General features: G+C 58.9%; 22 protein-coding genes and 1 pseudogene. 15 read left to right on the top strand and 8 right to left on the bottom strand.

Annotated elements, in window-relative coordinates:
- The first annotated feature begins 57 nt into the window (after positions 1-57).
- The 4 genes from ABTV29_RS18990 to ABTV29_RS18975 all read left to right on the top strand — a co-directional run bounded on the left by ABTV29_RS18990 (position 58) and on the right by ABTV29_RS18975 (position 5,512).
- Complete coding sequence (locus ABTV29_RS18990; protein ID WP_433766227.1) at positions 58-2,184, top strand: TonB-dependent siderophore receptor; 2,127 nt, start codon at positions 58-60, stop codon at positions 2,182-2,184.
- A 327-nt stretch (positions 2,185-2,511) separates the two neighbouring features.
- Positions 2,512-2,925: a hypothetical protein gene (locus tag ABTV29_RS18985; RefSeq protein WP_433766226.1), complete on the top strand. Its 414-nt coding sequence runs from the start codon at positions 2,512-2,514 to the stop codon at positions 2,923-2,925.
- A 202-nt stretch (positions 2,926-3,127) separates the two neighbouring features.
- Complete coding sequence (locus ABTV29_RS18980; RefSeq protein WP_433766225.1) at positions 3,128-4,345, top strand: patatin-like phospholipase family protein; 1,218 nt, start codon at positions 3,128-3,130, stop codon at positions 4,343-4,345.
- Positions 4,346-4,414: 69 nt separating this feature from the next.
- Positions 4,415-5,512, top strand: coding sequence for an alkene reductase (locus ABTV29_RS18975; RefSeq protein ID WP_433766224.1), 1,098 nt, complete (start codon positions 4,415-4,417; stop codon positions 5,510-5,512).
- Positions 5,513-5,618: 106 nt separating this feature from the next.
- Here the strand turns inward: ABTV29_RS18975 and ABTV29_RS18970 are convergent, their stop codons facing one another.
- On the bottom strand, positions 5,619-6,032 hold the full coding sequence (locus ABTV29_RS18970) for an arsenate reductase ArsC (protein WP_433766223.1): 414 nt from the start codon (positions 6,030-6,032) through the stop codon (positions 5,619-5,621).
- Between the two features lie 245 nt (positions 6,033-6,277).
- Here ABTV29_RS18970 and ABTV29_RS18965 point away from each other — a divergent pair, with 245 nt between their 5' ends.
- From ABTV29_RS18965 to ABTV29_RS18950, 4 genes are all read left to right on the top strand, one after another.
- Entirely contained in the window at positions 6,278-7,066 is a 789-nt protein-coding gene (locus tag ABTV29_RS18965; protein WP_433766222.1) for a CHAD domain-containing protein, read from the top strand.
- Positions 7,067-7,300: 234 nt separating this feature from the next.
- On the top strand, positions 7,301-7,768 hold the full coding sequence (cynS, locus tag ABTV29_RS18960) for a cyanase (protein ID WP_433766221.1): 468 nt from the start codon (positions 7,301-7,303) through the stop codon (positions 7,766-7,768).
- A gap of 102 nt (positions 7,769-7,870) precedes the next feature.
- Complete coding sequence (locus ABTV29_RS18955) at positions 7,871-8,119, top strand: DUF2790 domain-containing protein (RefSeq protein WP_433766220.1); 249 nt, start codon at positions 7,871-7,873, stop codon at positions 8,117-8,119.
- Positions 8,120-8,160: 41 nt separating this feature from the next.
- Positions 8,161-8,823, top strand: a complete 663-nt coding sequence (locus tag ABTV29_RS18950; RefSeq protein WP_433766219.1) for a carbonic anhydrase — start codon at positions 8,161-8,163, stop codon at positions 8,821-8,823.
- Between the two features lie 95 nt (positions 8,824-8,918).
- On the opposite strand, the gene cynR is transcribed toward ABTV29_RS18950, so the two are convergent.
- Positions 8,919-9,800, bottom strand: coding sequence for a transcriptional regulator CynR (cynR, locus tag ABTV29_RS18945; RefSeq protein WP_433766218.1), 882 nt, complete (start codon positions 9,798-9,800; stop codon positions 8,919-8,921).
- A 323-nt stretch (positions 9,801-10,123) separates the two neighbouring features.
- Here cynR and ABTV29_RS18940 point away from each other — a divergent pair, with 323 nt between their 5' ends.
- The 3 genes from ABTV29_RS18940 (at position 10,124) to ABTV29_RS18930 (ending at position 12,914) form a co-directional block, all read left to right on the top strand.
- Entirely contained in the window at positions 10,124-10,777 is a 654-nt protein-coding gene (locus ABTV29_RS18940; protein WP_433766217.1) for a hydrolase, read from the top strand.
- A 127-nt stretch (positions 10,778-10,904) separates the two neighbouring features.
- Complete coding sequence (locus tag ABTV29_RS18935) at positions 10,905-11,309, top strand: DoxX family protein (RefSeq protein WP_433766216.1); 405 nt, start codon at positions 10,905-10,907, stop codon at positions 11,307-11,309.
- A gap of 9 nt (positions 11,310-11,318) precedes the next feature.
- Positions 11,319-12,914 (top strand): MFS transporter, encoded by a 1,596-nt coding sequence (locus ABTV29_RS18930; RefSeq protein WP_433766215.1) that lies wholly within the window; start codon positions 11,319-11,321, stop codon positions 12,912-12,914.
- 108 nt (positions 12,915-13,022) lie between these two features.
- Here ABTV29_RS18930 and ABTV29_RS18925 read toward each other — a convergent pair whose 3' ends face one another.
- Entirely contained in the window at positions 13,023-13,928 is a 906-nt protein-coding gene (locus ABTV29_RS18925; protein ID WP_433766214.1) for a LysR family transcriptional regulator, read from the bottom strand.
- Positions 13,929-14,052: 124 nt separating this feature from the next.
- Between ABTV29_RS18925 and ABTV29_RS18920 the strand changes: the two genes are divergently transcribed.
- The gene (locus ABTV29_RS18920; RefSeq protein ID WP_433766213.1) at positions 14,053-14,967 is read left to right on the top strand and encodes a pirin family protein; all 915 of its coding nucleotides are present in this window, start codon (positions 14,053-14,055) and stop codon (positions 14,965-14,967) included.
- Between the two features lie 82 nt (positions 14,968-15,049).
- On the opposite strand, the gene ABTV29_RS18915 is transcribed toward ABTV29_RS18920, so the two are convergent.
- The 3 genes from ABTV29_RS18915 to ABTV29_RS18905 form a co-directional block, all read right to left on the bottom strand.
- On the bottom strand, positions 15,050-15,778 hold the full coding sequence (locus ABTV29_RS18915; protein WP_433766212.1) for a PIG-L family deacetylase: 729 nt from the start codon (positions 15,776-15,778) through the stop codon (positions 15,050-15,052).
- A 277-nt stretch (positions 15,779-16,055) separates the two neighbouring features.
- Positions 16,056-16,367 (bottom strand): Rieske (2Fe-2S) protein, encoded by a 312-nt coding sequence (locus ABTV29_RS18910; protein ID WP_433766211.1) that lies wholly within the window; start codon positions 16,365-16,367, stop codon positions 16,056-16,058.
- 14 nt (positions 16,368-16,381) lie between these two features.
- Complete coding sequence (locus ABTV29_RS18905; RefSeq protein WP_433766210.1) at positions 16,382-16,909, bottom strand: class I adenylate-forming enzyme family protein; 528 nt, start codon at positions 16,907-16,909, stop codon at positions 16,382-16,384.
- 40 nt (positions 16,910-16,949) lie between these two features.
- On the opposite strand from ABTV29_RS18905, the pseudogene ABTV29_RS18900 reads away from it, so the two are divergent.
- Positions 16,950-17,255, top strand: a pseudogene (locus ABTV29_RS18900) (MBL fold metallo-hydrolase); the annotation flags it as partial.
- A 241-nt stretch (positions 17,256-17,496) separates the two neighbouring features.
- Here ABTV29_RS18900 and ABTV29_RS18895 read toward each other — a convergent pair.
- Positions 17,497-18,327, bottom strand: coding sequence for a type 1 glutamine amidotransferase domain-containing protein (locus ABTV29_RS18895; RefSeq protein ID WP_433766209.1), 831 nt, complete (start codon positions 18,325-18,327; stop codon positions 17,497-17,499).
- Positions 18,328-18,678: 351 nt separating this feature from the next.
- Here ABTV29_RS18895 and ABTV29_RS18890 point away from each other — a divergent pair, with 351 nt between their 5' ends.
- Together ABTV29_RS18890 and ABTV29_RS18885 are read left to right on the top strand one after the other, a co-directional pair.
- A complete protein-coding gene (locus ABTV29_RS18890; RefSeq protein ID WP_433766208.1) occupies positions 18,679-19,512 on the top strand; it encodes an oxidoreductase in 834 nt (277 codons plus the stop codon).
- Between the two features lie 27 nt (positions 19,513-19,539).
- Complete coding sequence (locus ABTV29_RS18885; RefSeq protein WP_433766207.1) at positions 19,540-20,481, top strand: AraC family transcriptional regulator; 942 nt, start codon at positions 19,540-19,542, stop codon at positions 20,479-20,481.
- 3 nt (positions 20,482-20,484) lie between these two features.
- Here the strand turns inward: ABTV29_RS18885 and ABTV29_RS18880 are convergent, their stop codons facing one another.
- On the bottom strand, positions 20,485-21,390 hold the full coding sequence (locus ABTV29_RS18880) for a LysR family transcriptional regulator (RefSeq protein WP_433766206.1): 906 nt from the start codon (positions 21,388-21,390) through the stop codon (positions 20,485-20,487).
- Between the last annotated feature and the right edge of the window lie 62 nt (positions 21,391-21,452).

The raw sequence follows: 21,452 nt of genomic DNA, 5'->3' as shown, positions 1-21,452 counted from the left end.
GCGCGTTTTTCTGGCACGTATGCCTTTCCTTTTGGCCATTTACACAAGGTTTTATTGATGCGTCGTACTGCGGTGTCGATCTGTGTGCTTCAGGCGTTGTCCGCTTCCTCCTGGGCGGAGCAAGCCATAACCGATAAAACCAGCCTGGAGTTACAGGCCACGGACATCGTGGGTACGTCAGACTTTGAAACCGCCCAGGGACCCGTGGACGGCTACCGTGCGACCCGTTCGGCCAGTGCGACCCGCACCGACACCTCGATTCATGAAACACCGCAGTCCATCAGTGTGGTGACCAAGGACGTCGTGGAGGACATCAGCGCAACCCGATTGCAGGACGCGCTCGATTACGCAGGCGGGGTGGGGCGGGCCAACAATTTTGGTGGCCAGGGCTTGACCACTTTCACCGTGCGCGGCTTTACCACCGGTGAGTTTTACCGCAACGGGTTCCCGATCAACCGTGGCTATCCGAACATGCCGGATGCGAACACCATCGAACGGCTCGAAGTGCTGCGTGGGCCCGCGACCATGCTCTATGGCCGTGGCGATCCGGGTGGCACCTTTAACGTCGTCTCCAAGCAACCGCTGGCACAACCCACGGTGACACTGGGCAGCCAGCTCGACGATCAGGGGATGCAACGCGGAACCCTGGATGCCTCAGGCCCCTTGGACGAAGAAGGCCGTCTGGCCTATCGGCTGAATGTGGTGGGTGAGGGCGGCGACACCTTCCGCGATCATGTCGAAACCGAGCGCTACGGGGTTACGCCGGTACTGAGCTGGCACGCGACCGACGACACCAGGATCGTCTTCGAGGGTGATTTCATGCGCAACAATCACCCGCTGGATCGCGGGCTGACGCGCTACCCCAATCAAATTGGCACCGCCTCTCGCGACACCTTTTTCGGCGAAAAAGACGTCGGCAAATTGCACAACGACAACAACATGGCGCAGCTGCGTTTCGAGCACTTCTTGAGTGATAACTGGACGCTCGGCGGTGGATTCCAGTGGCTCGACGGCACCTTGCAGGGCAATGCAGTGGAGGCCAACGGTGTCGCTGCGGACGGCCGCACCCTGGGGCGCAATTTCAACTACCGCAAGCTGGAATGGACGGACAGGGACACGCAACTGAACCTCACCGGGCATTTCACCGCCGGTGGTTTCGATCACACGCTACTGACCGGCGTCGAATACGAGGACTACGACTACAAGTCGATCATCCAGCGTTCGAGTGGCGCGGTGAGTGCCTACCCGATCGACATCTTCGACCCGGTGTATGGCCAGCCTCGTCCGGCCCTGACCCGAACCCCGACCAACGACCAGGAAAACCTCAAGACCTACGCCGCTTTCATCCAGGACCAGGTGGCGTTGACCGAGCGCTTGAAACTGCTGGCCGGTGCGCGCTTCGAGCGCTTCGAACACGATTATGAAACCTTTGTAGCGGGCGGCAGAAACTGGCAGGCCAGCGACAACGCCGTGACCCCGCGTGTCGGCGTCACCTATGACCTCACCGAGACCGTGGCGGTCTACGCCGATACCGCTCGCTCGTTCAAGCCCAATACCGGCGCCAGCCGCGAGGGGGGAGGGTTCGATCCGGAAAAGGGCAAGTCCTGGGAGCTGGGTATCAAGTGGGAAGCGCTGGACAGTCAGCTGAGTGTCGATGCGGCGATCTATCAGATCGAAAAACGCAACGTGCTCACCACCGATCCTGTGGACTCGACCTTCAGCGTGGCGGCAGGTGAAGTGCGCAGCCGGGGTTTCGATCTCAACGTCGCCGGCAACGTCACGCCGCAATGGCGCGTGATCGGTGGCTACGCCTATGTCGATGCCGAAGTGACCCAGGACAACGTCATCAAGTCCGGTGCTCGATTGATGAACATCCCGCAGAACAGCTTCAGCCTGCTCAATGTCTACGAATTCCAGGACGGAGCATTCAAGGGGCTGGGCCTGGGGACCGGCCTCAAATACGTTGACGAGCGTGCAGGGCAGACGGCCAACACCGCGTTTTCCATGGGCAGCTACACCGTAGTTGATCTGTTGAGTTACTACAAGGTCAACGACAAGGTCCGGCTGAATCTGGATGTGAAGAACCTGACTGACGAAGATTATGAGGAAGGGGCTTTCGGCAACGTCTACGCCTATCCGGGGGCGCCGAGAACGGTGCAGGTCGGTATTTCCTACACGCTTTGAAAGTTTGGACCTGTACGAGCGAGCCTGCTCGCGATGGCCTCAAGATCGCCGCGTTATACCAATGAACACGCGTAATCGTTGACGACCATCGCGAGCAGGCTCGCTCCTACAGGGGGCGGTGGCGACCCATTGTCAGCTGCACAGACTGGCCATCTCAGACTAAGTTTCCGCCGCAAAAACATATTTTTTAGCGGGCATAAAACCAGAACTTTTCCTTGTTTATCAGTCTATGGGGATAGGCACATCGGCTCTGTAAGCGCGAGTCCGCAAGCTTTGCGCAGCCAGATGGCCACACGTCCCATAGTCAATCAGAGGTTGTCCTCGATCATGAAATTCCTTGACCCACGGATGGTGCTCTTCGGCCTGTTCGCGTTCGCGGCGGTGGGCTCGGCATCGGCAACACAGATGAAGGCTTCGACCGCTGCTTTTCCAACGGATGCCGCCACTGAAATCGCGGCGGTTCAGGCGCAGGCCCAGGCTGCCAGCAACCCTTGGCCGACCCTCGCCAGTATCGCCGACAAGCAGCCAGGCCCGTTGCTTGCCCATGACGACGGCTACTGGCGCGACGGTCGCTGGCACGATCGCAGAGACGATTGGCGCCGGGACGACTCGCGCAGAGAGCAATGGCGCAGGGAGCAGTGGCGTCGGGAGCAGGCCCGACGAGAGGCCGAGCGGCGTCATTACTGGGACCGCCATGACGATCGGCACCGCTACGACGATGACCGCTACTATCGCCGCTAGTGCGATGCCCTGGCCCGGAGGGCTTTCATTTAGAGCCCCGGGCGTGCGACCAATGGTTTTTTGTTGTCCGGTAAAGGAGCGCAGAATGAGCAACCCGGCGTTCGAGTGACCTGTCGCAATCGGCTGGCGCGCAGTCACCTCGAACACTTTTTCGAGCACGACGAGCGCGCCTGCTGTCGACCGCAGCGGCGCAGGAGGCGTTTTGAAACCATTCCCGCTGCGGCCTGGCGCCTCGACCCTGGATCTGTTTCTGCAAGCGTGGCTGCCACGCCGTGACGCTGTTCCGCCAGCCCTGACGGAAAAGGCCGTCATCCCCGGCATTCCGGATGCGCGCTACAGGCTCGACCACGACCTGACGCCGTTCATTCGCGACGCAGTCCAATCCAACAAACGAGAGAGCGAAGTGCTCGCCGCGGCCGGGCTGCCGAACGATATCCTGCCGCTGGGCAACATGCTGGCGATATCCGGCGGCGGTGACGCGGGCGCATTTGCCGCAGGACTGATTGCCGGTTGGACCATCCATGGCACGCGTCCCATGTTCAAGGTCGTCACCGGCATCAGCGCCGGCGCGCTGGTTGCCCCGTTCGCTTATCTGGGGCCCGAGTACGACAGCGTGATTCGTTACGTCTGCAACGGCATCGGTCCAAAGGACATTTTTCATTCGCGCAACGTGCTGACCCGGCTTGCCAGCGACGGTATCGCCGACAGCAAGCCACTGTCGCGGCTCATCGCCAAATACGTCACGACAGAGATTCTTGCGGCAATCGCCTCGGAGTACGCCAAAGGACGAATCCTGCTGATCGGCACGACAGACCTGGATTCAGGACGACCCGTCACCTGGAATATGGGCGCCATTGCCGCAAGCAAGGCACCGGGAGCCCTCGAGCTCTTTCGCAACATCATGCTCGCCTCGATGAGCATTCCCGGCGCCGTCTCACCGGTGATGATCGACGTGGAAGTCGACGGCAAGCAGTTCCAGGAAATGCACGTGGACGGCGGGGTCATCACGCAAGTGTTCCTTTATCCGCCCAGCACCGTAATGTCGCTGAGCAAGGCCGCCGGGGCGCCTTTGCGCCTCGAACGGCAGTTCTATGTGATTCGTAACGGAACCTTGGAACCGCAGTGGTCCGGCACGAAGCGCCGTACCTTGAGCATCGGCGGCCGAGCCATCAGCGCATTGATCCAAACCCAGGGCATCAGCGACCTGGAACGCATCTACCGAATGGCGCAGCAGGACGGAGCGGATTTCAATCTTGCGTACATCGGCTCCGACTTCGATTTTCCGCACCTTCGAAAATTCGATGGCGAGTACATGAAGCAGCTGTTCGACTACGCTTTCCAACTCAGCACGAAGGGCTACCCGTGGCATAAATCGCCGTCTTTGGAGAAAACCAGGCTACGAATTGACTCGGTCACTTGATGGGGTGCATGCCCGGCGTAGTCGTCGGCGTTGCACAGTCCGTAAACCGAAAATATGGAGTCAGCTTCCATGTCCGTAAACCAGCAATCCGATCTTTTCTCACTGCTTTCGATCGGCGCAATCAAGGTGGCCAACCGGGTCGCCATGGCCCCGCTGACGCGCTCCCGGGCGACGATGGAGGGCGTGCATTCCGAGCTTGCGGTCGAGTACTACCGACAGCGGGCGAGCGCGGGCCTGCTCATTTCGGAGGCCACCAACATTTCCCGACAGGGCCGCGGCTATGCCTTTACCCCGAGCATCTATACGCCGGAGCACGTGGCCGCCTGGCGGCGCGTCACCGATGCGGTGCATGAGGCGGGAGGCAAGATCGTCTGCCAGCTCTGGCATGTGGGTCGCATGTCCCATGTCAGCCTGCAAGAGAACGGTGCCGCCCCCGTGGCACCTTCGGCCATCCAGGCCGGGGAGGTGGTGTTCCTCGAGTCGCAAACCCTGGACACACCGTCGATGCCCCGCGCACTGCGAACCGAAGAGATCCCACTGATCCTGGAGGATTACAAGCACGCCGCGCGCTGTGCCAAGGACGCCGGTTTCGATGGTGTCGAGGTGCACTCGGCCAACTGCTACCTGCTTGAGCAATTCATTCGCGACAGCACCAACCTGCGTACCGACCAGTACGGCGGCTCAGTGGAAAATCGCATTCGATTCCCCCTGGAAGTCGTGCAGGCCGTCGCGCAGATCTGGGGCGCGGACCGCGTCGGCGTGAGGCTCTCGCCGATCACCCGTGCCGTGGGCGACACACCGCTGGACAGCAATCCGCAGGCGACTTATGGCTATTTTGCCCAGCAGCTCGGGCAGCTGGGGCTGGCCTATCTTCACTGTGTCGAAGGCCAGACCCAGGGCGAAAACGAAGCCAGCGGTTTTGACTTCAAAGCGTTGCATGCCACCTACGGTGGTCGTTACATCGCCAACAACAGTTACGACCGCCAAATGGCAATTGACGCTGTCGCCTCGGGCCACGCCGACATGGTGGCGTTCGGGCGTCCCTTCATCAGCAATCCGGATCTGGTCGAACGGCTGCGGCTCGATCGACCTCTAGCGGAGCCGGATCGGAATACGTTCTATGGGGGAGGGGCGGCGGGTTATACCGATTATCCGACGTTGTCCTGATCAGGGATCGCAGCCTCGCTGCACTCGACAGCTCCTACCCTGGAATGAGTTCGTCCTGTAGGAGCTGTCGAGTGCAACGAGGCTGCGATCTTTTCAATTCACACATTCACAGCCTGGTCTTCACCGTGACGAACATTTTGATGCGGTCGTGAATTTCCTGGAGGGTGTGTCGGAAGGGCTCATGCTTCTCGCTGGTGGTCGGGTCTTCAAAACTCCACACGATCACCTCACCGGAGGACGGCATCCGTGAAGCTTCCTCGGAAGACTTGTCACATAGCGTGATCACGTAATTGAACTCTTGCCCTTCGAACTCGTTGATCGACTTACTGCGCAAGCCGTTGGTCTCTATGCCTATGTGTTCGAGGGAGTCCAGGGTTCGAGGATCAACCTCGCCAGGTTCGAGGCCGGCACTGAAAGCTTCGAAGTTTGATGAGTCGGTGTGGCGAAGCAGCGCTTCGGCCCATAAAGAACGGACATCGTTTCTGGCACAGACAAACAGGACCCGCATTTTGTCAGCCATTCCTTTCTCCCTTACAGCGTCAGAACAGTGATCCGAGAAAACGGCTTGTTCAGTTAAGCAGAGTTGTTTGATCGGCCGATTTTCAGTCGATGGACTGTGTTTCCAAATTTTTCTGTGCCCACGTCAAACGTTGGCTGCCAATGCGAAGCGGTACTTGATGAATTTTTTATTGCAGTATCAGTGTGCAAACGGCAGCAACGAAAAATGGCTCTGCTACGCTCTGCGAACCCCCCTCTCGAGCGAGGATGATGATGGCTTTTGTCGACGATTTCGTGGCGAACATCATTTCCCTGGAAGTCTCCCTGTACCACTCACACGCACGACTGCAAGCCAACACCGACAGCGAAGCCCTGCATGATCTGAGGATCGCGGTACGCAAAATACGCAGCTTTTTGCGACCGCTGCGCAACATGCCCGAGGTCGCAGCGTTGAACCAGGCTGCAGCTGAAGTGGGTAGGGCGACTACGCCCACGAGGGACCTGGAGGTCATCATTGATGAGCTGCAGAAGAGGGGCTATCCGCGCCAGGCGACGAGTCGAAGCGCAACCCTGGCGGAGCAGTATCGGGAGATCGCCGCCAGCCCGGTGCTCGACAAACTGTTTGCCGAACTGGATCGATGGCCGCAGATGTTCAGGACTGCCGAGAGAGCCGGCGAGCTGGTTGATGTCAAAAGGCAGATCGCGAAAGCCCTGAAGAAAACCGTCACGCAACTGATTGCCGGACTTCGGGACGAACATTTCGACCGGCATGAGCTGCGGATCATCGTGAAAAACGCGAGATACCTCTCCGATGCCTTTCCAGCACTGTCATCGCTCAAGGCAGTGACCAGGGTTCAACTGAAGTCGGTGCAGACGTCGCTCGGCTCATGGCACGACCATCATCAATGGTGCCTGCGAGCCGAATCCGAACCTGACCTGCTCGAAATCGCACCCTTCTGGGCAGTCGCATCAGAACAGGCGCTGGCTGATACCGAGCTGAGGCTGGCATCGCTGCTCGATCATCTGGAGAAAGACCTGGAGAAGGCTCAAGGCTGATATCAAATCGCTTTGAAAAGGCCGATTTAGAGCCTTTGATGCATTACTCATCAGCGTTCCTGACAAGCATCAGATGTCGCCCAATTGTTGGGCCGCGGCCGCGAAATGCGCCATATCCGCAACTCATAGGGGTTGCTTATACGAAGCATTGGATATCGATCTTGGACGCTATGAGTGGATCGGCAGAAGATGAGCCCACACCCAGGCACTACCTACTGCAACAGGAGATCCACCATGCAACAGTCCCACGCTTACAACGACACCAGCCTCGAACTGACCGCGAAAATCCTGGACGCCAAGGCGCGCAAAAATCTGTCCTTCGAGCAAGTTACCGAAGGCACCGGCCTTGGCCTGGCGTACGTCACCGCAGCCCTGCTCGGTCAGCATCCACTGCCTGAAGCCGCAGCCAAAGTGATCGGCGAAAAACTCGAACTGGACGCCGACTCGGTGTCCCGCCTGCAAATCATCCCGCTGCGCGGCAGTCTGTCGGGTGTGCCAACCGACCCGACCATCTACCGCTTCTACGAAATGATCCAGATCTACGGCACCACCCTCAAGGCCCTGGTTCACGAGCAGTTCGGCGACGGCATCATCAGCGCGATCAACTTCAAGCTGGACATGAAGAAAGTCGAAGACCCGGAAGGCGGTCACCGCGCGGTGATCACCCTCGATGGCAAGTTCCTGCCACTGCGTCCTTTCTAAGCGCGCAATCGGACCTGTAGTTCGGCCCGCGACTTCTGCGGGCCTGCTTTAAAAAATTCTCAACCCTTCCAACGATCACCAACTTTGACTGGAGGATTCGTCATGAAAAAAATTCTGTTTTTCGCCTTGTCCCTGGCCGCCTCGCTGTCCGCTTATGCGCAGCAATCATCCGCAATGCCGGACGTCATTTCGTATGCCTATGGCATGCAACTGGACGTAGCCCAGGTTGTAAGCATTACACCCGCCGCCGATGTCTGCGGCCCGACTCCCGTGCAAATGACTTACCGCGATTCGCAGGGTGAAACCCACATTCTGGATTACAGCGTGATCGGCAACGGCTGCACCAACTGACAGCCAGCTCATCCAAGCACTCAATTTTCAAGGTACATACAATGAAAGCGCTCATCGAAGGTTTCCTGAAGTTCCAGAAAGACGCCTTTCCACAACGCACGGACCTGTTCAAACACCTCGCCACCACACAGCATCCAGGCACCTTGTTCATCACCTGTTCGGACAGTCGTGTCGTTCCGGAACTGCTGACTCAGCAAGAACCCGGGGAGCTGTTCGTGATCCGTAACGCCGGCAACATTGTTCCATCCTATGGCCCGCACTCCGGTGGGGTATCGGCCACGGTCGAATACGCCGTCGCTGTGCTGGGTGTGACGGATATCGTGATCTGCGGCCACTCCGATTGTGGCGCCATGACCACAGTTGCCAAGTGCAAGTGCGTCGATCACCTGCCTGCTGTCGCTGGATGGTTGCAGCATGCCGAGTCGGCAAAAGTCATCAACGAATCGCGCCCTCACGCCAATGAAGCCGCGAAAGTGAGTTCGATGGTTCGGGAAAATGTGATTGCGCAACTGGCCAACCTACAGACCCACCCGAGTGTGCGTCTGGCTCAGGAAAAAGGACTGGTGAATCTTCATGGTTGGGTCTACGACATCGGCACCGGTTCGATCGACGCGCTGGATGCCGACAACAAGACGTTCAAGTCCTTGGCCAGGCATCCGACCACTTGTGCCGTTCATGCCCGCCCGGCAAAAGCCGTTGCCTGATCACGAAACCATCCAGCAACCGGGGGGCCTGGCCCCCCTTGGCTTGTGTCGTCATGCAGTCAGCGAGCAGCGTCCGTCTCTTTGGGTGAATGGCTCTACCAACTCCCTGTTCCCAACACCAACTCCATGAACGCGACTGACGCGGCGCTGTGGTAGTTGTTTTTGCGCCGCAACAATGACGCCCCCCGCGTTGGTGCATCCCTTGCCAATGGAATCTTGCACAAGGCTCGATCACCGGTGGCGATGGGTTCGGGGAGAATCGTCGCAATCGCAGTGTGGCGAATGACTTCCAGCAGCGTATTGACCGAGTTGACCTCGATCACCACTTTCGGTGTGATTTGCTCCTGCGCAAAGTACTCATCGATTCGGGTCCGGGTGACGAAGTCCGTCGCCAGCAAGGCAAACTCCAGCTGCGCCACTTCTTCCAGGGACAGCGCGGCCCGGCTTTCCCATAACGGGTGACTGCGCCCGACCATGACCCCCAGCGTCTCGCTAAAGGCCGGGATCGATTCGATTTCGGTATTTCTCACCCCATCGAACGCGATCGCGATATCCAGCGAATCATCCGCCAACCCGGTTTCGATGTCGTCCATCGAAAGCTCAAAGATCTCCAGATGGATATTTGGATAAAGGGCCGTGTAGTCCCGTACCAGAGGCCCGACGAGGTACGCCATGAACGTCGGGGTCATCGCCAGGCGCAGGGTGCCACGGGACAAATCCTTCACGTCATGCAATGCGCGCTTGCCCGCCGCCAACTCCACCAGCACTCGACGTGCGCATTCGATATAGGCCTGTCCCGCATCCGTGGGCTTCACCGTGCGCGAGGTTCGATCGAACAGGACCACGCCCAGGGTTTCTTCCAGCTGGCGGATCTGCTGCGACAGGGTCGGCTGAGAAACATGCAGTGCTTCAGCGGCGCGGGTGAAGCCGCCGTTGTCGGCAACCGCCAGCAAATACCGCAGATGTCTTAGCAGCATGGGGATTCCTCTCTATAGGCGTTGCTTATGCATTGCATTGTATATCGATCCTGGGCGCTATCGATCAGAGAATAGAAAATGACTCCACACCCAAGCGGACTAGCCGTTGCGCCTTCCAGGCAAATTCGGGCCTGTCCTCAACGGCGAGCCATCACTCGATAGGTTCAGAGAAAAGACCATGAAATCACTGGGGTGGTCGGTGCAGAGGTTTTGAGCCGCCGGAATCTTTCCGGCACAAATATTCCAATTACGCACATCCATACAATCGCTTGCTATTGCGTGCCATGAGAATGAGCGCTCCAAAACCTATCTGGAGAAGTGTCATGGCAACGGCAAAAGCAGCACCGGGCAAAGGCCTGTTGGATCCTTCCAACCACGCTCTGATCCTGATCGATTTCCAGTCACAGATGTCCTTTGCGACCAAATCCATAGACGCTGTCACCCTTCGCAACAACGCTGCCCTGATCTCGAAAGCGGCAAAGGAATTTGGTGTGCCGGCGATTCTTACCACGGTTGCTGAAAAGAGTTTTTCAGGCCCCATGTTCGAGGAAATCACCTCGACTTTTCCTGGCCAGGCGCTCATCGATCGAACCAGCATGAATACCTGGGAAGATGAGCGGATTGCTGTGGAAGTGAATCGCATCGGGCGCAACAGAATCGTTCTTGCAGGCCTCTGGACGTCGGTTTGCATCGTGGGACCTGCGATTTCGGCGCTTGAACAAGGGTTCGAGGTCTACATCATTTGCGATGCTTGCGGCGACGTTTCAGATGAGGCCCATGAACGTGCCATCACACGTATGGTCCAGGCCGGCGCGCGTCCGATGACGTCGCTGCAATACCTGCTTGAATTGCAGCGTGACTGGGCTCGCAGCGACACCTACAACGAGACGGTGAAAACCTCCATTGCCCATGGTGGCGCCTATGGTCTTGGTTTGATTTACGCCAAAACGATGTTCAACGCCTCGGAAGGTCACTGATCTTTTGAATTCCTCATCCCGAAGAGGGATGAGGCGCTCTCGGGCGAGCCGTGCGGATGAACGGGTGGATTCGATCCAGCCTGAGTCCGTACAGGCTCGCAGGTCCACTACGGATGTTGATACGACAATGAGCACCACCGATGTCGCACTGTGCTGGCTACGAATCACCGGGTGCCTGATGCTGTTGGCGGTGCACGGGATACCCAAGCTCCTGCATTTTGACCACGAGTTGGGCCTGATCGAAGACCCCTTCGGCATGGGGAGTCTGTTGACCTTGTCACTGGCGATTTTCGCCGAAGTGCTGTGCCCGATGTTCATCATCCTGGGTGTTCTGACGCGCCTTGCGACCTTGCCGGTGCTGTTTCTGCTGGCGGTTTCGGTGGTCTGGGTGCACCCGGAATGGAGTCTGGCCGAAGGGCAGTTCGCCTGGCTGTTGATGATCGTCTTTTCGACGATTTTCATCGCCGGCCCAGGGCGGTTGGCCTTGGGTACGAGCTTGTCGCATCGTTGGCCGGTATTGCGTGAGCTATAGAGGAAAGCGATGAGTACGATCAGCGAAGATCAGGCACCGCAGGCGTCTGCCTGGCAACCACTGCGCCATGGACTTTTTCGCAGCCTGTGGCTCGCCAGCATTGCCTCCGGCATAGGGACATGGATGCATGAAGTCGGTGCCGGCTGGTTGATGACGTCCTTGTCGGCCAGCCCCTTGATGGTGGCCATGGTACAAGTGGCAGGTGCCGCGCCGATGTTTCTACTGGCGCTGCCCGCTGGCGCGCTGGCCGATATCATCGACAAAAGAAATTACCTCCTGGTGGTGCAAGCCGCGATGGCGGTCGTTGCTTTGGTGCTGGCGCTGACCACCTTCTCGGGGATGATGAGCGCGACACTCTTGCTCCTGCTTACGCTGGCAATGGGCGTTGGAACGGCGTTGACCATGCCGGCCTGGTCGGCGTTGACACCGGAGCTGGTCCCGGCCGCCGATCTGCCCGCGGCGATATCGCTCAGCAGTGTCGGGGTGAACGTTGCCCGGGCACTCGGCCCGGCCATCGCTGGCATCATCATTAGCCTGGTGGGGGTTTGGGCGACTTTCGCAGTCAATGCCCTGTCTTTCCTCGGCGTTATTGCGGTACTCGTGTTCTGGCGTCGTACGTCACAGCAAACCGTACTGCCGGCGGAGCGCCTGTTTGGCGCCATACGCGTGGGTTGGCGTTATGCCCGCAGTTCAAGTCACCTGCAGAAGGTACTGGTGCGCACCCTGGCGTTCTTCCTCGGAGCCAGCGCCGGCATGTCCTTGTTGCCGCTGATCGTGCGAAGCGAGCTGAAGGGGAGTGCGGAGCAATTCGGCATTCTGCTGGGATGTGTCGGGGTCGGGGCGGTCGCCGGCGCAATGTTCTTGCCTTTGCTTCGCCGTCATATTGCCGTGAACCGGTTGGTGGCATTGGCCAGCCTGATCTATGCGGGGGTGCTGTTGGCCCTGGCGTGGATCTCGGATTTCTATTTGCTTATCCCCGTGATGCTGATCAGCGGCGCTGCCTGGATCGCCGTGTTGTCCAGCCTGCAGGTGTCCGCGCAAACGTCGGTGCCGGCCTGGGTAAGGGCCAGGGCGCTGGCGGTCTACATTCTGGTTTTTTTCGGCACCATGGCCATCGGCGGGATGGTCTGGGGGCTGATCGCCAGCTGGATGTCCATCTCCCTTTCGTTGAGCATTGCCGCCGCTGTCATGGTGGCGGGCGTGGGGCTGGGCGGGTGGGTAAAGCTGCCGGTGCTCAGTGCGCAAGACTTGGCGCCTTCACTGCATTGGCCGCAACCGCTGCTGGGGCACGAGGTCGAAGGTGATCGCGGCCCGGTCATGGTGACGGTGGAGTATGAGATCGACGTGGCCAATGCCGAGGACTTCAAGAAGGCGATGCAGGATGTGCGCAAAATGCGCCATCGCAACGGCTCTTTTTCCTGGCAGTTGATGCAGGACACCGAAAATCCGCGCCTGTGGGTCGAGCTGTTTTTCGATGAGTCCTGGAACGATCATCTTCGCCATCACGGCAGGGTCACTCGCGCAGAACTGAAAATCGAATCAAGCGCTCGTCGCTTCCAGGTGTCGGGAACCCCCGTGCATATTCGCCACCTGCTCAAAGGCTGACGAGTGCGCGCGCCATTTCTCAGGCGCTGGCGTCGGGTTGTGTTCGTCCTCGACACCGATGAAAAGACGCTCGTGATACATCGAAGCTCCTCCATCGACGATCGATATTCAGCCCGTGATAAAGCTGTCTGCGTTCATCTTGCGAATTACCCATTCTATGAACGCCGACACGGCGAGCGGCAGTTGCCGGCGGCTCGGATACAGCACGTTCAGGCCATAGCCCTTGGGTCGGTATTGCGCCAGTACAGGAACCAGCGTTCCAGCCTCTACTTCCTGCCTGGCCATCACGGGCGGGAGCAGGGCGATGCCGAGTCCGGCCAGGGCGGCCTTGCGCAGCGCCTGCGCGGTGTTGCCGCTGAAACGTCCGGTCACTTGCACTTCTTCCTCGCCATCGGGACCGACCAAGCGCCAGATGGCGTGGCCGCCGGGAAGCGCTGCGATCACGCAATCGTGGCTTGCCAGATCCTTCAGCGCGTGCGGAACGCCATGCCTTGCGATGTAAGCGGGGCTGGCGACCATCCCGACACTGAGCGGACCAACGATCTGCCGGCCGACGTAACCTGAGTCATGCAAGGACCCGCCGCGAAAGGCCACATCGATCTGTTCTGCAATCAAGTCGGCCTTCCCATCGCTGAGCACGAAGTCGAAGCGCACCCGGGGGTGCGCAACCAGAAACTCGCTCACCCATTCCATCTGGAAGAAGTCGAAGAAGTCGGCGGGAGCGGCCACGCGCACCAGGCCGCTGGGCTCGTTGTTGCCCGACACCAGTTCCTGTCCCGCTTCGAACAGGCCGTCGACCGCGCCTGCGCAACGCTCATGAAAGTCCTGGCCGGCGCTGGTGAGCGTGAGCTTGCGGGTGGAGCGCTGCAGCAGCCGCGTACCGAGCTGCACCTCAAGCTGTTGGATGCGCCGACTGACGGTATTGGGCGGCATGCCCAGCCGTCGTGCCGCCTGCGCAAAGCTGCCGCTGCGCACCACTTGCACAAACATGGCGATGTCATTGAGGTCGAGCATGATGGGGATTCCTGTCACAGATGGACGAGTGCAATCCAATTGTATCGACTAATCAAGTAATCGCCTTGGCCCTATTGTTTGTTTCATCGGGCCGACAGGCTCCCGCTTTCTGTGAGCAATGTTCATGATCTTCGCGCAACGACCGCACACCGGCGCTTCCCCTGACGCCACACCCGCAACCGCGACCCACCGTGCAATCAGCTACCGCACCACTGGCAGCGGGCATGGCGCGATTGTCCGACTAATGAGCCCCGGCGATCTGGGGCACCTGGTCAAGCCCTTCGTTTTCCTTGATCTGTTTGAAGGCGAGAGTTCGTTCATCAACGGGATGCCCATGCACCCGCACTCGGGGATTGCCACTGTCACCCTGATTACCGAAGGCAATTTGCGCTTCGAGGATGCCGGTTCGGGCAAGGGCATGATTGATTACGGTGGCGTGGAATGGATGCGCGCCGGAGGCGGGGTCTGGCACGGCAAGGAGATGTCGGTTGGCACATCCAAGCGCATACAGGGTTTTCAACTGTGGGTCGCTCTGCCGCCAGAGCTGGAAAACGCCAGTGTCGACAGTCAGTACCTGGAGTCCGGCGCGATGCCGGAAGTGGGACCGGCGCGGGTGATTCTCGGCGCCTACCAAGGCGTGCAGAGCCCGGTTCGCGCTCCCGCCGGCATGAACTATCTGCTGGTCACGCTGCCGGCCGGGGAGTCCTGGACCTATGTGCCGCCCAAGGGGCACGAGTCGTTGTGGCTGAGTGTCAGCCGCGGCGCCCTTTATGCGCCGGACCTGGTCGATGCGGGCGAAATGGCCATCTTCGAGCCGGGCAACGGCAGCATCACGCTGAAGGCCATGCAAAGAGAGACAGTCTTCGTGATCGGCTCAGCTACGCCTCATCCCTATGACCTTGCCCTGGGCAATTACTCGGTCCACACCAACCCGCAGGCCTTGCGCGCGGGGGAGGCGAAAATTGCCGAGATCGGTGTTCGGCTGCGCGAGTACTTGAAGCAGCCTCAAGGGTCGACCTCTGTGCCGGTTTTCAAATAACCCCGATGAACCCAACGGTTGAACCCGGCGGCAAGGCATCCGGCACCTTGTGCGCGGCTGGAGCATTTAGATTCAGACCCATTCACCACTGCAACGGCTGTTCATAATCAAGCTGCCAATAGCGTTCAGGCGAGGCCATATCGGCGCGTTTGGCGGTTCCGAATAGCGGAAGTTGACTCTGATAGGCTCCTGCGGCGTAGGCTTTCTTCATTACGCTTGTGGTGGGAAATTTAACCGCCCTCATTGTTAGCCCAGCCTGCTTCCAGGCTGCGAGCCGAGTAAGGACCAGACCCGGAAACTGCCGGTAGGTAGCCTCCTCGTAGACGACCCAATTCATTTGCTGGTCAGGCGGTGCTCCATTCTCATCGTATTTCTGTGCAAGCAGTAAGGCTTCGCGCACCGCCAGGCAAGCGTTGCTTGTCAGCAGATGGTCGGGGTGGCGAAGTCCCATAGGCATGAGAACGGTCCCACCCCTTTGCTCAATGATTGTTTGTAGTGTCGGTACGAGGTCAGTCGCTTGATAACTGCGGCCGTACTGGCTATCCCAAAAGTTGAGCCAAGCGTTTTTCGCACCCAGTCTGCGCATGGACTCCGTATCTTCATCACGTCGCGCAAGCACCGCCTGATACGCGCTACTGAAACCTGTTGCCAGATCCCAAGCGGGGGCCGTTATTTCAGGATCAGGCAGGCCAGCGAATACTGTAATGACGAGAGCGTCTCGACTCTCAGCCAGAGGGCAGCCGCAACTGAAGACAGCGTCATCTAGATGTGGGGAAATCACGGTAATTTGCTTGGGGATTGGCAATAGCATTTGATTCCCAATTCCTGACAGTAGATGTTTAAGCGCTTGTCACTTCACCCATAAAATCATGGAAGCCGGTGCCTCTCCTCAGTTATAGCCAAGCTTGAATATCAGGCGCGCAAGGAGCTGCCGGGAGCGCTTCGGCTTCAGGAAAAAAATTGTATTTAGGAGTGCGTATTATTTGCGTTTCAACGTTCGCAGTAACCCGACTCGGGTCGCGATGCTGGTCTCGCCGGGCTGGGGCATTCACACAGATTCAAGCTTTGCCGGATTGCTGCCCAGGCGCTCAAGGCTCAGACAGGTTCACGATACAAACCTCTCCCTGCCAGATCATTGGATAGGTCCTGACTTCCATTCCTTTTGCACCTGGGCAACCTTCGACGAGGTTGAACCGCAATCCATGGGCCGGGCACTGCAGCAAGGTCCCTTGCAGTTTGCCGGCGTACAAAGATGCCCCGCTGTGCGGACAGCTGTCGTCGATGGCATGGAAGGAGCCGGCGACATTGAACAGCAGCACTGACTTTTCTTCATGGCGTAGCAGGATGCGTTGTCCTTCGGCGGGCAGGCGGCTTGCGGGGATTTCGAGCAGTCGTTTCATGGGGGACTTCCGAGTCAATATTCGGATCCGCGACGAGGCATCCCTTGCGAATGCCTCGGCACGACCTCCTCATTGCCTTCCACCGGTCGGCCGACGACAGCGGCAATCACCACACCCGGGAACGCCGCGATGACGGCCTCGACTTCGGGGGGATAGACGTTGAAGCCTGAGCGGATGATCAACTCCTTGCTGCGCCCGGCGATGAAGAGTGCGCCATCGCTGTCCTGGCGGGCCAGGTCGCCGGTGTTCAGCCAGCCATCGGTTGTCAGGACCTCTTCGGTCTTGTCTGGCGCCCGGTAGTAACCCTTCATCACATTGGGGTCGCGTACCCACAACTCGCCGACTTCGCCCTGCGCAACGCAGGCACTGCGGTCGCTGTTCATCAGGCGAATGTCCAGCCCAGGGATTGGGAGGCCGATGGAGGTATCGCTGCATGGGGCGTCGATTCGCGTCTGACTGATCGTGGGTGAGCTTTCGGTCAGGCCATAGCCGTTGTGCAGCGTCAGGCCGAAGCGCTGCTCGACGGCAGCTTTTAATGTCATGTCCAGCGGCGATCCGCCGGCATGCATGAAAACCAGCTTCAGCGATGGCTACACGCCCGGCCAATTGATCCCGGAAATCGCAATGCCGGCAGGTCCGGTGATTTTTGCCGGCGACCTCATTCCCGGTACCCACTGGCTGAACCTGGAGGTCACCACTGCCAACGACCGCAGCCCGGAAGGGCTCATCGGGGAAAAGGAGCGCTCGCTCGATTACCTGGTGGCCTGCGGTGGCCGCCTGTTCTTTTCCAGCGATGCCGACGTTGCGATGATCAAGGTGATGCGTGACCGACAGGCGCGTTACCTGCCGTTTGATATGTACACGACGCCCAGTCGATTCGAGTCTTGAGTGGCGATCACTGACCAGAAGTACATCGAGCATTTCAGGTCAGGCTTCTCGGCCCTCCAGGCGACCCGTGTCTTACTAGACGAGGGCATCACGAAGCCGCCCTTGGGCTTGAACGTAATGTGCGGGTGTCATCTTCCGACACATATGCTTGAAGTGTGTCGGGATAGACGGTGGTGCTGGAGCCAACGCAGATTGGCCCGCAGCACCTACGGCCCGGCTTGCCCGGAACGGTTGCCCGGGATTACTTCAGTTTCGCGACCATGGCCACGGCGACTGCCTTGGCCGACTGTGGGTTCTGGCCGGAAATGACTTCGCGGTCTTCGATCACGTTCTCGCTCCATGGCTTGGCTTCGGAGAAGCTGGCACCGGCTGCCGTCAGGCCATCCTGCGGGAACAGTTTCATATGGCCGCCGCCGAGGAAACCTTTGGCCTGCTCCTCTTCCGCGTCGGTGAAGGCGGTGACTTTGTAGCCCTTGTAAATCCAATTGGCTGGCGCTGCCGGCTGTTTGCCCGACTCCAGCGCGGAGACAAAGCCATGCGCGTCCGGGATCGCCGACAACATGGCTATGGTGCCATGGCAGGTGAAGCCGGTGACTTTGCCTTTTTCATGGAAGTGGGTCAGCAGTTCGCCCAGTTGCTTGTCCTTCAGCAGATCCTGCATCGGGATATGGCCGCCAGGCACGAATACGGCATCGAACTTGTCGTAGCCGATTTTCTGTACCTGCGCGAAGCTGATTGCCGGCGAGCCGCTCTTCGAGGTCAGCTTCAGCGTGTCCAGCAACGCGAGACTTTCCTGGCGGGCCTTTTCATCGCCGCCCCAGAAGCTCACATCATTGGATTTCTGGTCCGCGGTTGGCGCCTTGCCGCCAGGGGTGGCAAATACGACGGTTTGACCCGACGCGATGAAGGTCTGCACCGGTTGCATTAATTCGTTCAGGAAGAAACCTGTTTGCATGACCTTGCCGTCTTTCAGGTCCAGTTGAGCCTGATCGGACAGTACAACCAATACCGTGCCGGCGTTGGCATAGTTGGCGGCAGCGGCTAGCAGGGCGGCAATAATGGTTTTTTTCACGCGATTCTCCAGTAGCGATGGTTTGATGGAGCCATCTTATTACTAGAGCAAACGGCGATAGAGCCCCTGAATTGATTTTCACTTATTACATTGAGTAATCAATAGTTGAGGCTTGCTGTCGCTCGAGTACTCAGCCTGCCGCTCAACCGCATTCAATCGAGTCGGGGTCCCGAAGGAGGACCCGGCGCCACTGCTCCTTTCTTCCTTGGGTCTCGTTTTTTGTCACCGGAGTTCGGGTTGTCCACCGACCACCCAGATAGGATCAGGCAATACTCAAATCCAATCCGGCATAGTCTCCCACCACTCCCAGCCCTAGCATGGCCACACCTTATATCCTCAGGAGTGCGCCCCATGAGTGCAGAAAAAACCCTCTTTATCACCGGTGTCAGCAGTGGCTTTGGCCAGGCCCTGGCCAAGGAAGCTCTCGCCCAGGGCCATCGAGTGATCGGCACTGTTCGCAGCGAATCTGCTCTGGCAACCTTCGAGGCGCTCTCGCCTGAGCGGGCCCATGGCGTGGTGTTGGACGTTACCCACAACAATGCCATCGACGCGGTGGTCGCCACTGTTGAGGACCAGCATGGCCCGGTGGATGTGCTGGTAAACAACGCGGGTTATGGCCACGAGGGGATTTTCGAGGAGTCGTCGCTGGAGGAAATGCGCCGCCAGTTCGACGTCAATGTGTTTGGCGCAGTGGCGATGACCAAGGCGTTTGTGCCGTATTTTCGCCAGCGGCGGGCAGGGCATATCCTCAATATCACGTCCATGGGCGGCTATATCACCATGCCGGGCATTGCCTATTACTGCGGTAGCAAATTTGCGCTGGAGGGCATCTCTGACACATTGAGCAAAGAGCTTGCACCCTTCAATATTTTTGTCACGGCCGTGGCACCGGGGTCGTTTCGCACGGACTGGGCGGGCCGTTCGATGCAGCGTACGCCGCGCAGCATCAGTGACTATGATGCGAGCTTCGACCCGGTGCGCAAAGCTCGTGAGGAAAAAAGCGGCCATCAATTGGGCGACCCGCAGAAAGCCGCACGCGCCATGCTGACGATTATCGCCAGCCCCACACCCCCGACTCACCTGCTGTTGGGTAGCGACGCCCTGGCCCTGGTGCGTGACAAGCTGCACCGGACGGCGGAGAGTATTAAGCAATGGGAGGCGCTTAGCTGTTCTACGGATGGCTGAGCAAGAAAAGTGGAGACTGTGCAGTCGATGCCAAAACCCAAGGACCCGAACACAGAGCGTATGGTGCAGTTGATGGGCCAGCTTGCGCCGTTGGAGGGTTACAACCTGAGCCCACTGGATGATGTGCGTTTTCTGCGCTCCAACCGACCGCTGACGCGCACACCGGTTTTGTATGAACCGGGCATCGTCATCCTCTGTCAGGGGCGCAAACGCGGCTATCTGGGTGATGACGTTTACGTCTATGACGCCCAGCATTATCTGGTGGTGTCGGTGCCGGTGCCTTTTACGATGGAGACCGAGGCCAGCGAGGCGGAGCCAATGCTGGCGGTGTACCTGCGCCTGGATTTCACCCTGGCCGGCGAGCTGATTCAGCAGGTGGATGAGATTCGGAAATTCAACGCGGCTCAGCCTATGGGCATGTACGCCTCGCCCATGGACGAACCGCTGCGCCAGTCGACCCTGCGTTTTCTGGAAGTCATGGGCGACTGCACCGACGCGCAAATCCTCGGCCCGGCGATGCTGCGCGAGCTCTACTACCGCATCCTCACCGGCGAACAAGGCGGCACCTTGCGCGCGGCCATCGCCCAGCAGGGCCAGTTCGGCAAGGTGACGCGCGCCATTCACAAAATCCACAGCTGTTATCACGAGCATCTGGATGTAGAAGCCCTGGCCCAGGAAGCGCAGATGAGCGTGCCCAACTTTCATCTGCACTTTCGCAAGGTGACTGATTCCTCGCCTATGCAGTACCTCAAGTCGACACGGTTGCATCAAGCGCGATTACTGATGCTGCGTAACGACCTGACAGCAGCCAAATCGGCATTTCTGGTGGGCTATGAAAGTGCTTCGCAATTTAGCCGCGACTTCAAGCGCCTCTTCGGCCGTACACCGATAGCTGAGGTTGCGTGGATGAAACGAACCTATGCGTTGCCGGCACCGACAACCCCATCGCCCTTCGTGTCATCACACTGACCTTCAATCAGTCGAACCTTGTTTTATGAACCTGTCGATCAACCACCTTGCCGCGGGGCCCGGTGGCAGATCCGTGCGGTAGATAACGTCGAAGGAGTACTTGCCGCTCTTGTATTCCGGTATGTCCAATTGCACGAGTCGGCCGCTGTCCAGGTCTTCCTGGACCATCGGTACCGGCATGTTTCCCCAACCGATGCCTTCACGCAGCAGCATGTGCTTGGCGCCCAGATCCGCCAGGCGCCAGGTGCGGTTGCTGAGCACGGCGAAATCCTTGTTCTTTGTCAGCACCGAGCGATCGGACAGCACCAGTTGTGTGAACTCGCGACCGGCGCCGGGAACGTTCGAATCGCTTGAAGCCAGCGGATGATTCGGGGCTGCCACCGGAATCAACTCGACACTGCCGACACCAATTCTTTCGATACCGTCGATGCCTTCGTTCATCGGCCCACTGACGCCGATGATTGCGTCACGGTTGATCACAAGATCTGTGACGGCCCCCAGGGCTTCCATGTGCAAGTGCAGGGCAACGGTCGGAAATTCTTCGCGAAAGGATTTGAGTGCATCCACCACGCGCTCCGGAGGAAGCATCACGTCGAGCACCACGTGAACTTCGGCTTCGAGCCCCTGAAGCAGCCCCTTCACTTTGGCGCGTAAACCATGAACGCCATTGGCGATGGTCCTGGCTTCGGCCAGCACGGTGCGGCCGGCATCGGTGAGCTGCGGCTTGCGAGTCGTCTGACGGTCAAACAGCGACACGCCGAGCTGCATTTCCAGGTTGGCAATCGAGTAGCTGATGACCGAAGTGGCCCGATGAAGCTTTCTGGCGGCCGCGGCAAAACTGCCGACTTCAACAACGGTCAGGAATACGCGCAATTGATCGAGTGTCGGTGTCCCGGGGTCTGAAATCATGCCTGTTTCCTTGAACGTAATGCTTATCGATGGACTGGATGCTTGTCTATTTATTCGAATCT

Source organism: Pseudomonas putida, assembly GCF_050989985.1.
GTDB lineage: Bacteria > Pseudomonadota > Gammaproteobacteria > Pseudomonadales > Pseudomonadaceae > Aquipseudomonas > Aquipseudomonas putida_AI.
The sequence above is the reverse complement of the archived record's forward strand: the minus strand, read 5'-3'. Positions and strand labels throughout refer to the sequence as shown.

Coding starts and splice junctions, on each gene's coding strand:
- ABTV29_RS18990 (WP_433766227.1), top strand. CDS start 58: ATGCGTCGTACTGCGGTGTCGATCTGTGTGCTTCAGGCGTTGTCCGCT.
- ABTV29_RS18985 (WP_433766226.1), top strand. CDS start 2,512: ATGAAATTCCTTGACCCACGGATGGTGCTCTTCGGCCTGTTCGCGTTC.
- ABTV29_RS18975 (WP_433766224.1), top strand. CDS start 4,415: ATGTCCGTAAACCAGCAATCCGATCTTTTCTCACTGCTTTCGATCGGC.
- ABTV29_RS18970 (WP_433766223.1), bottom strand. CDS start 6,032: ATGGCTGACAAAATGCGGGTCCTGTTTGTCTGTGCCAGAAACGATGTC.
- ABTV29_RS18965 (WP_433766222.1), top strand. CDS start 6,278: ATGATGATGGCTTTTGTCGACGATTTCGTGGCGAACATCATTTCCCTG.
- cynS (WP_433766221.1), top strand. CDS start 7,301: ATGCAACAGTCCCACGCTTACAACGACACCAGCCTCGAACTGACCGCG.
- ABTV29_RS18955 (WP_433766220.1), top strand. CDS start 7,871: ATGAAAAAAATTCTGTTTTTCGCCTTGTCCCTGGCCGCCTCGCTGTCC.
- ABTV29_RS18950 (WP_433766219.1), top strand. CDS start 8,161: ATGAAAGCGCTCATCGAAGGTTTCCTGAAGTTCCAGAAAGACGCCTTT.
- cynR (WP_433766218.1), bottom strand. CDS start 9,800: ATGCTGCTAAGACATCTGCGGTATTTGCTGGCGGTTGCCGACAACGGC.
- ABTV29_RS18940 (WP_433766217.1), top strand. CDS start 10,124: ATGGCAACGGCAAAAGCAGCACCGGGCAAAGGCCTGTTGGATCCTTCC.
- ABTV29_RS18935 (WP_433766216.1), top strand. CDS start 10,905: ATGAGCACCACCGATGTCGCACTGTGCTGGCTACGAATCACCGGGTGC.
- ABTV29_RS18930 (WP_433766215.1), top strand. CDS start 11,319: ATGAGTACGATCAGCGAAGATCAGGCACCGCAGGCGTCTGCCTGGCAA.
- ABTV29_RS18925 (WP_433766214.1), bottom strand. CDS start 13,928: ATGCTCGACCTCAATGACATCGCCATGTTTGTGCAAGTGGTGCGCAGC.
- ABTV29_RS18920 (WP_433766213.1), top strand. CDS start 14,053: ATGATCTTCGCGCAACGACCGCACACCGGCGCTTCCCCTGACGCCACA.
- ABTV29_RS18915 (WP_433766212.1), bottom strand. CDS start 15,778: ATGCTATTGCCAATCCCCAAGCAAATTACCGTGATTTCCCCACATCTA.
- ABTV29_RS18910 (WP_433766211.1), bottom strand. CDS start 16,367: ATGAAACGACTGCTCGAAATCCCCGCAAGCCGCCTGCCCGCCGAAGGA.
- ABTV29_RS18905 (WP_433766210.1), bottom strand. CDS start 16,909: ATGACATTAAAAGCTGCCGTCGAGCAGCGCTTCGGCCTGACGCTGCAC.
- ABTV29_RS18890 (WP_433766208.1), top strand. CDS start 18,679: ATGAGTGCAGAAAAAACCCTCTTTATCACCGGTGTCAGCAGTGGCTTT.
- ABTV29_RS18885 (WP_433766207.1), top strand. CDS start 19,540: ATGCCAAAACCCAAGGACCCGAACACAGAGCGTATGGTGCAGTTGATG.
- ABTV29_RS18880 (WP_433766206.1), bottom strand. CDS start 21,390: ATGATTTCAGACCCCGGGACACCGACACTCGATCAATTGCGCGTATTC.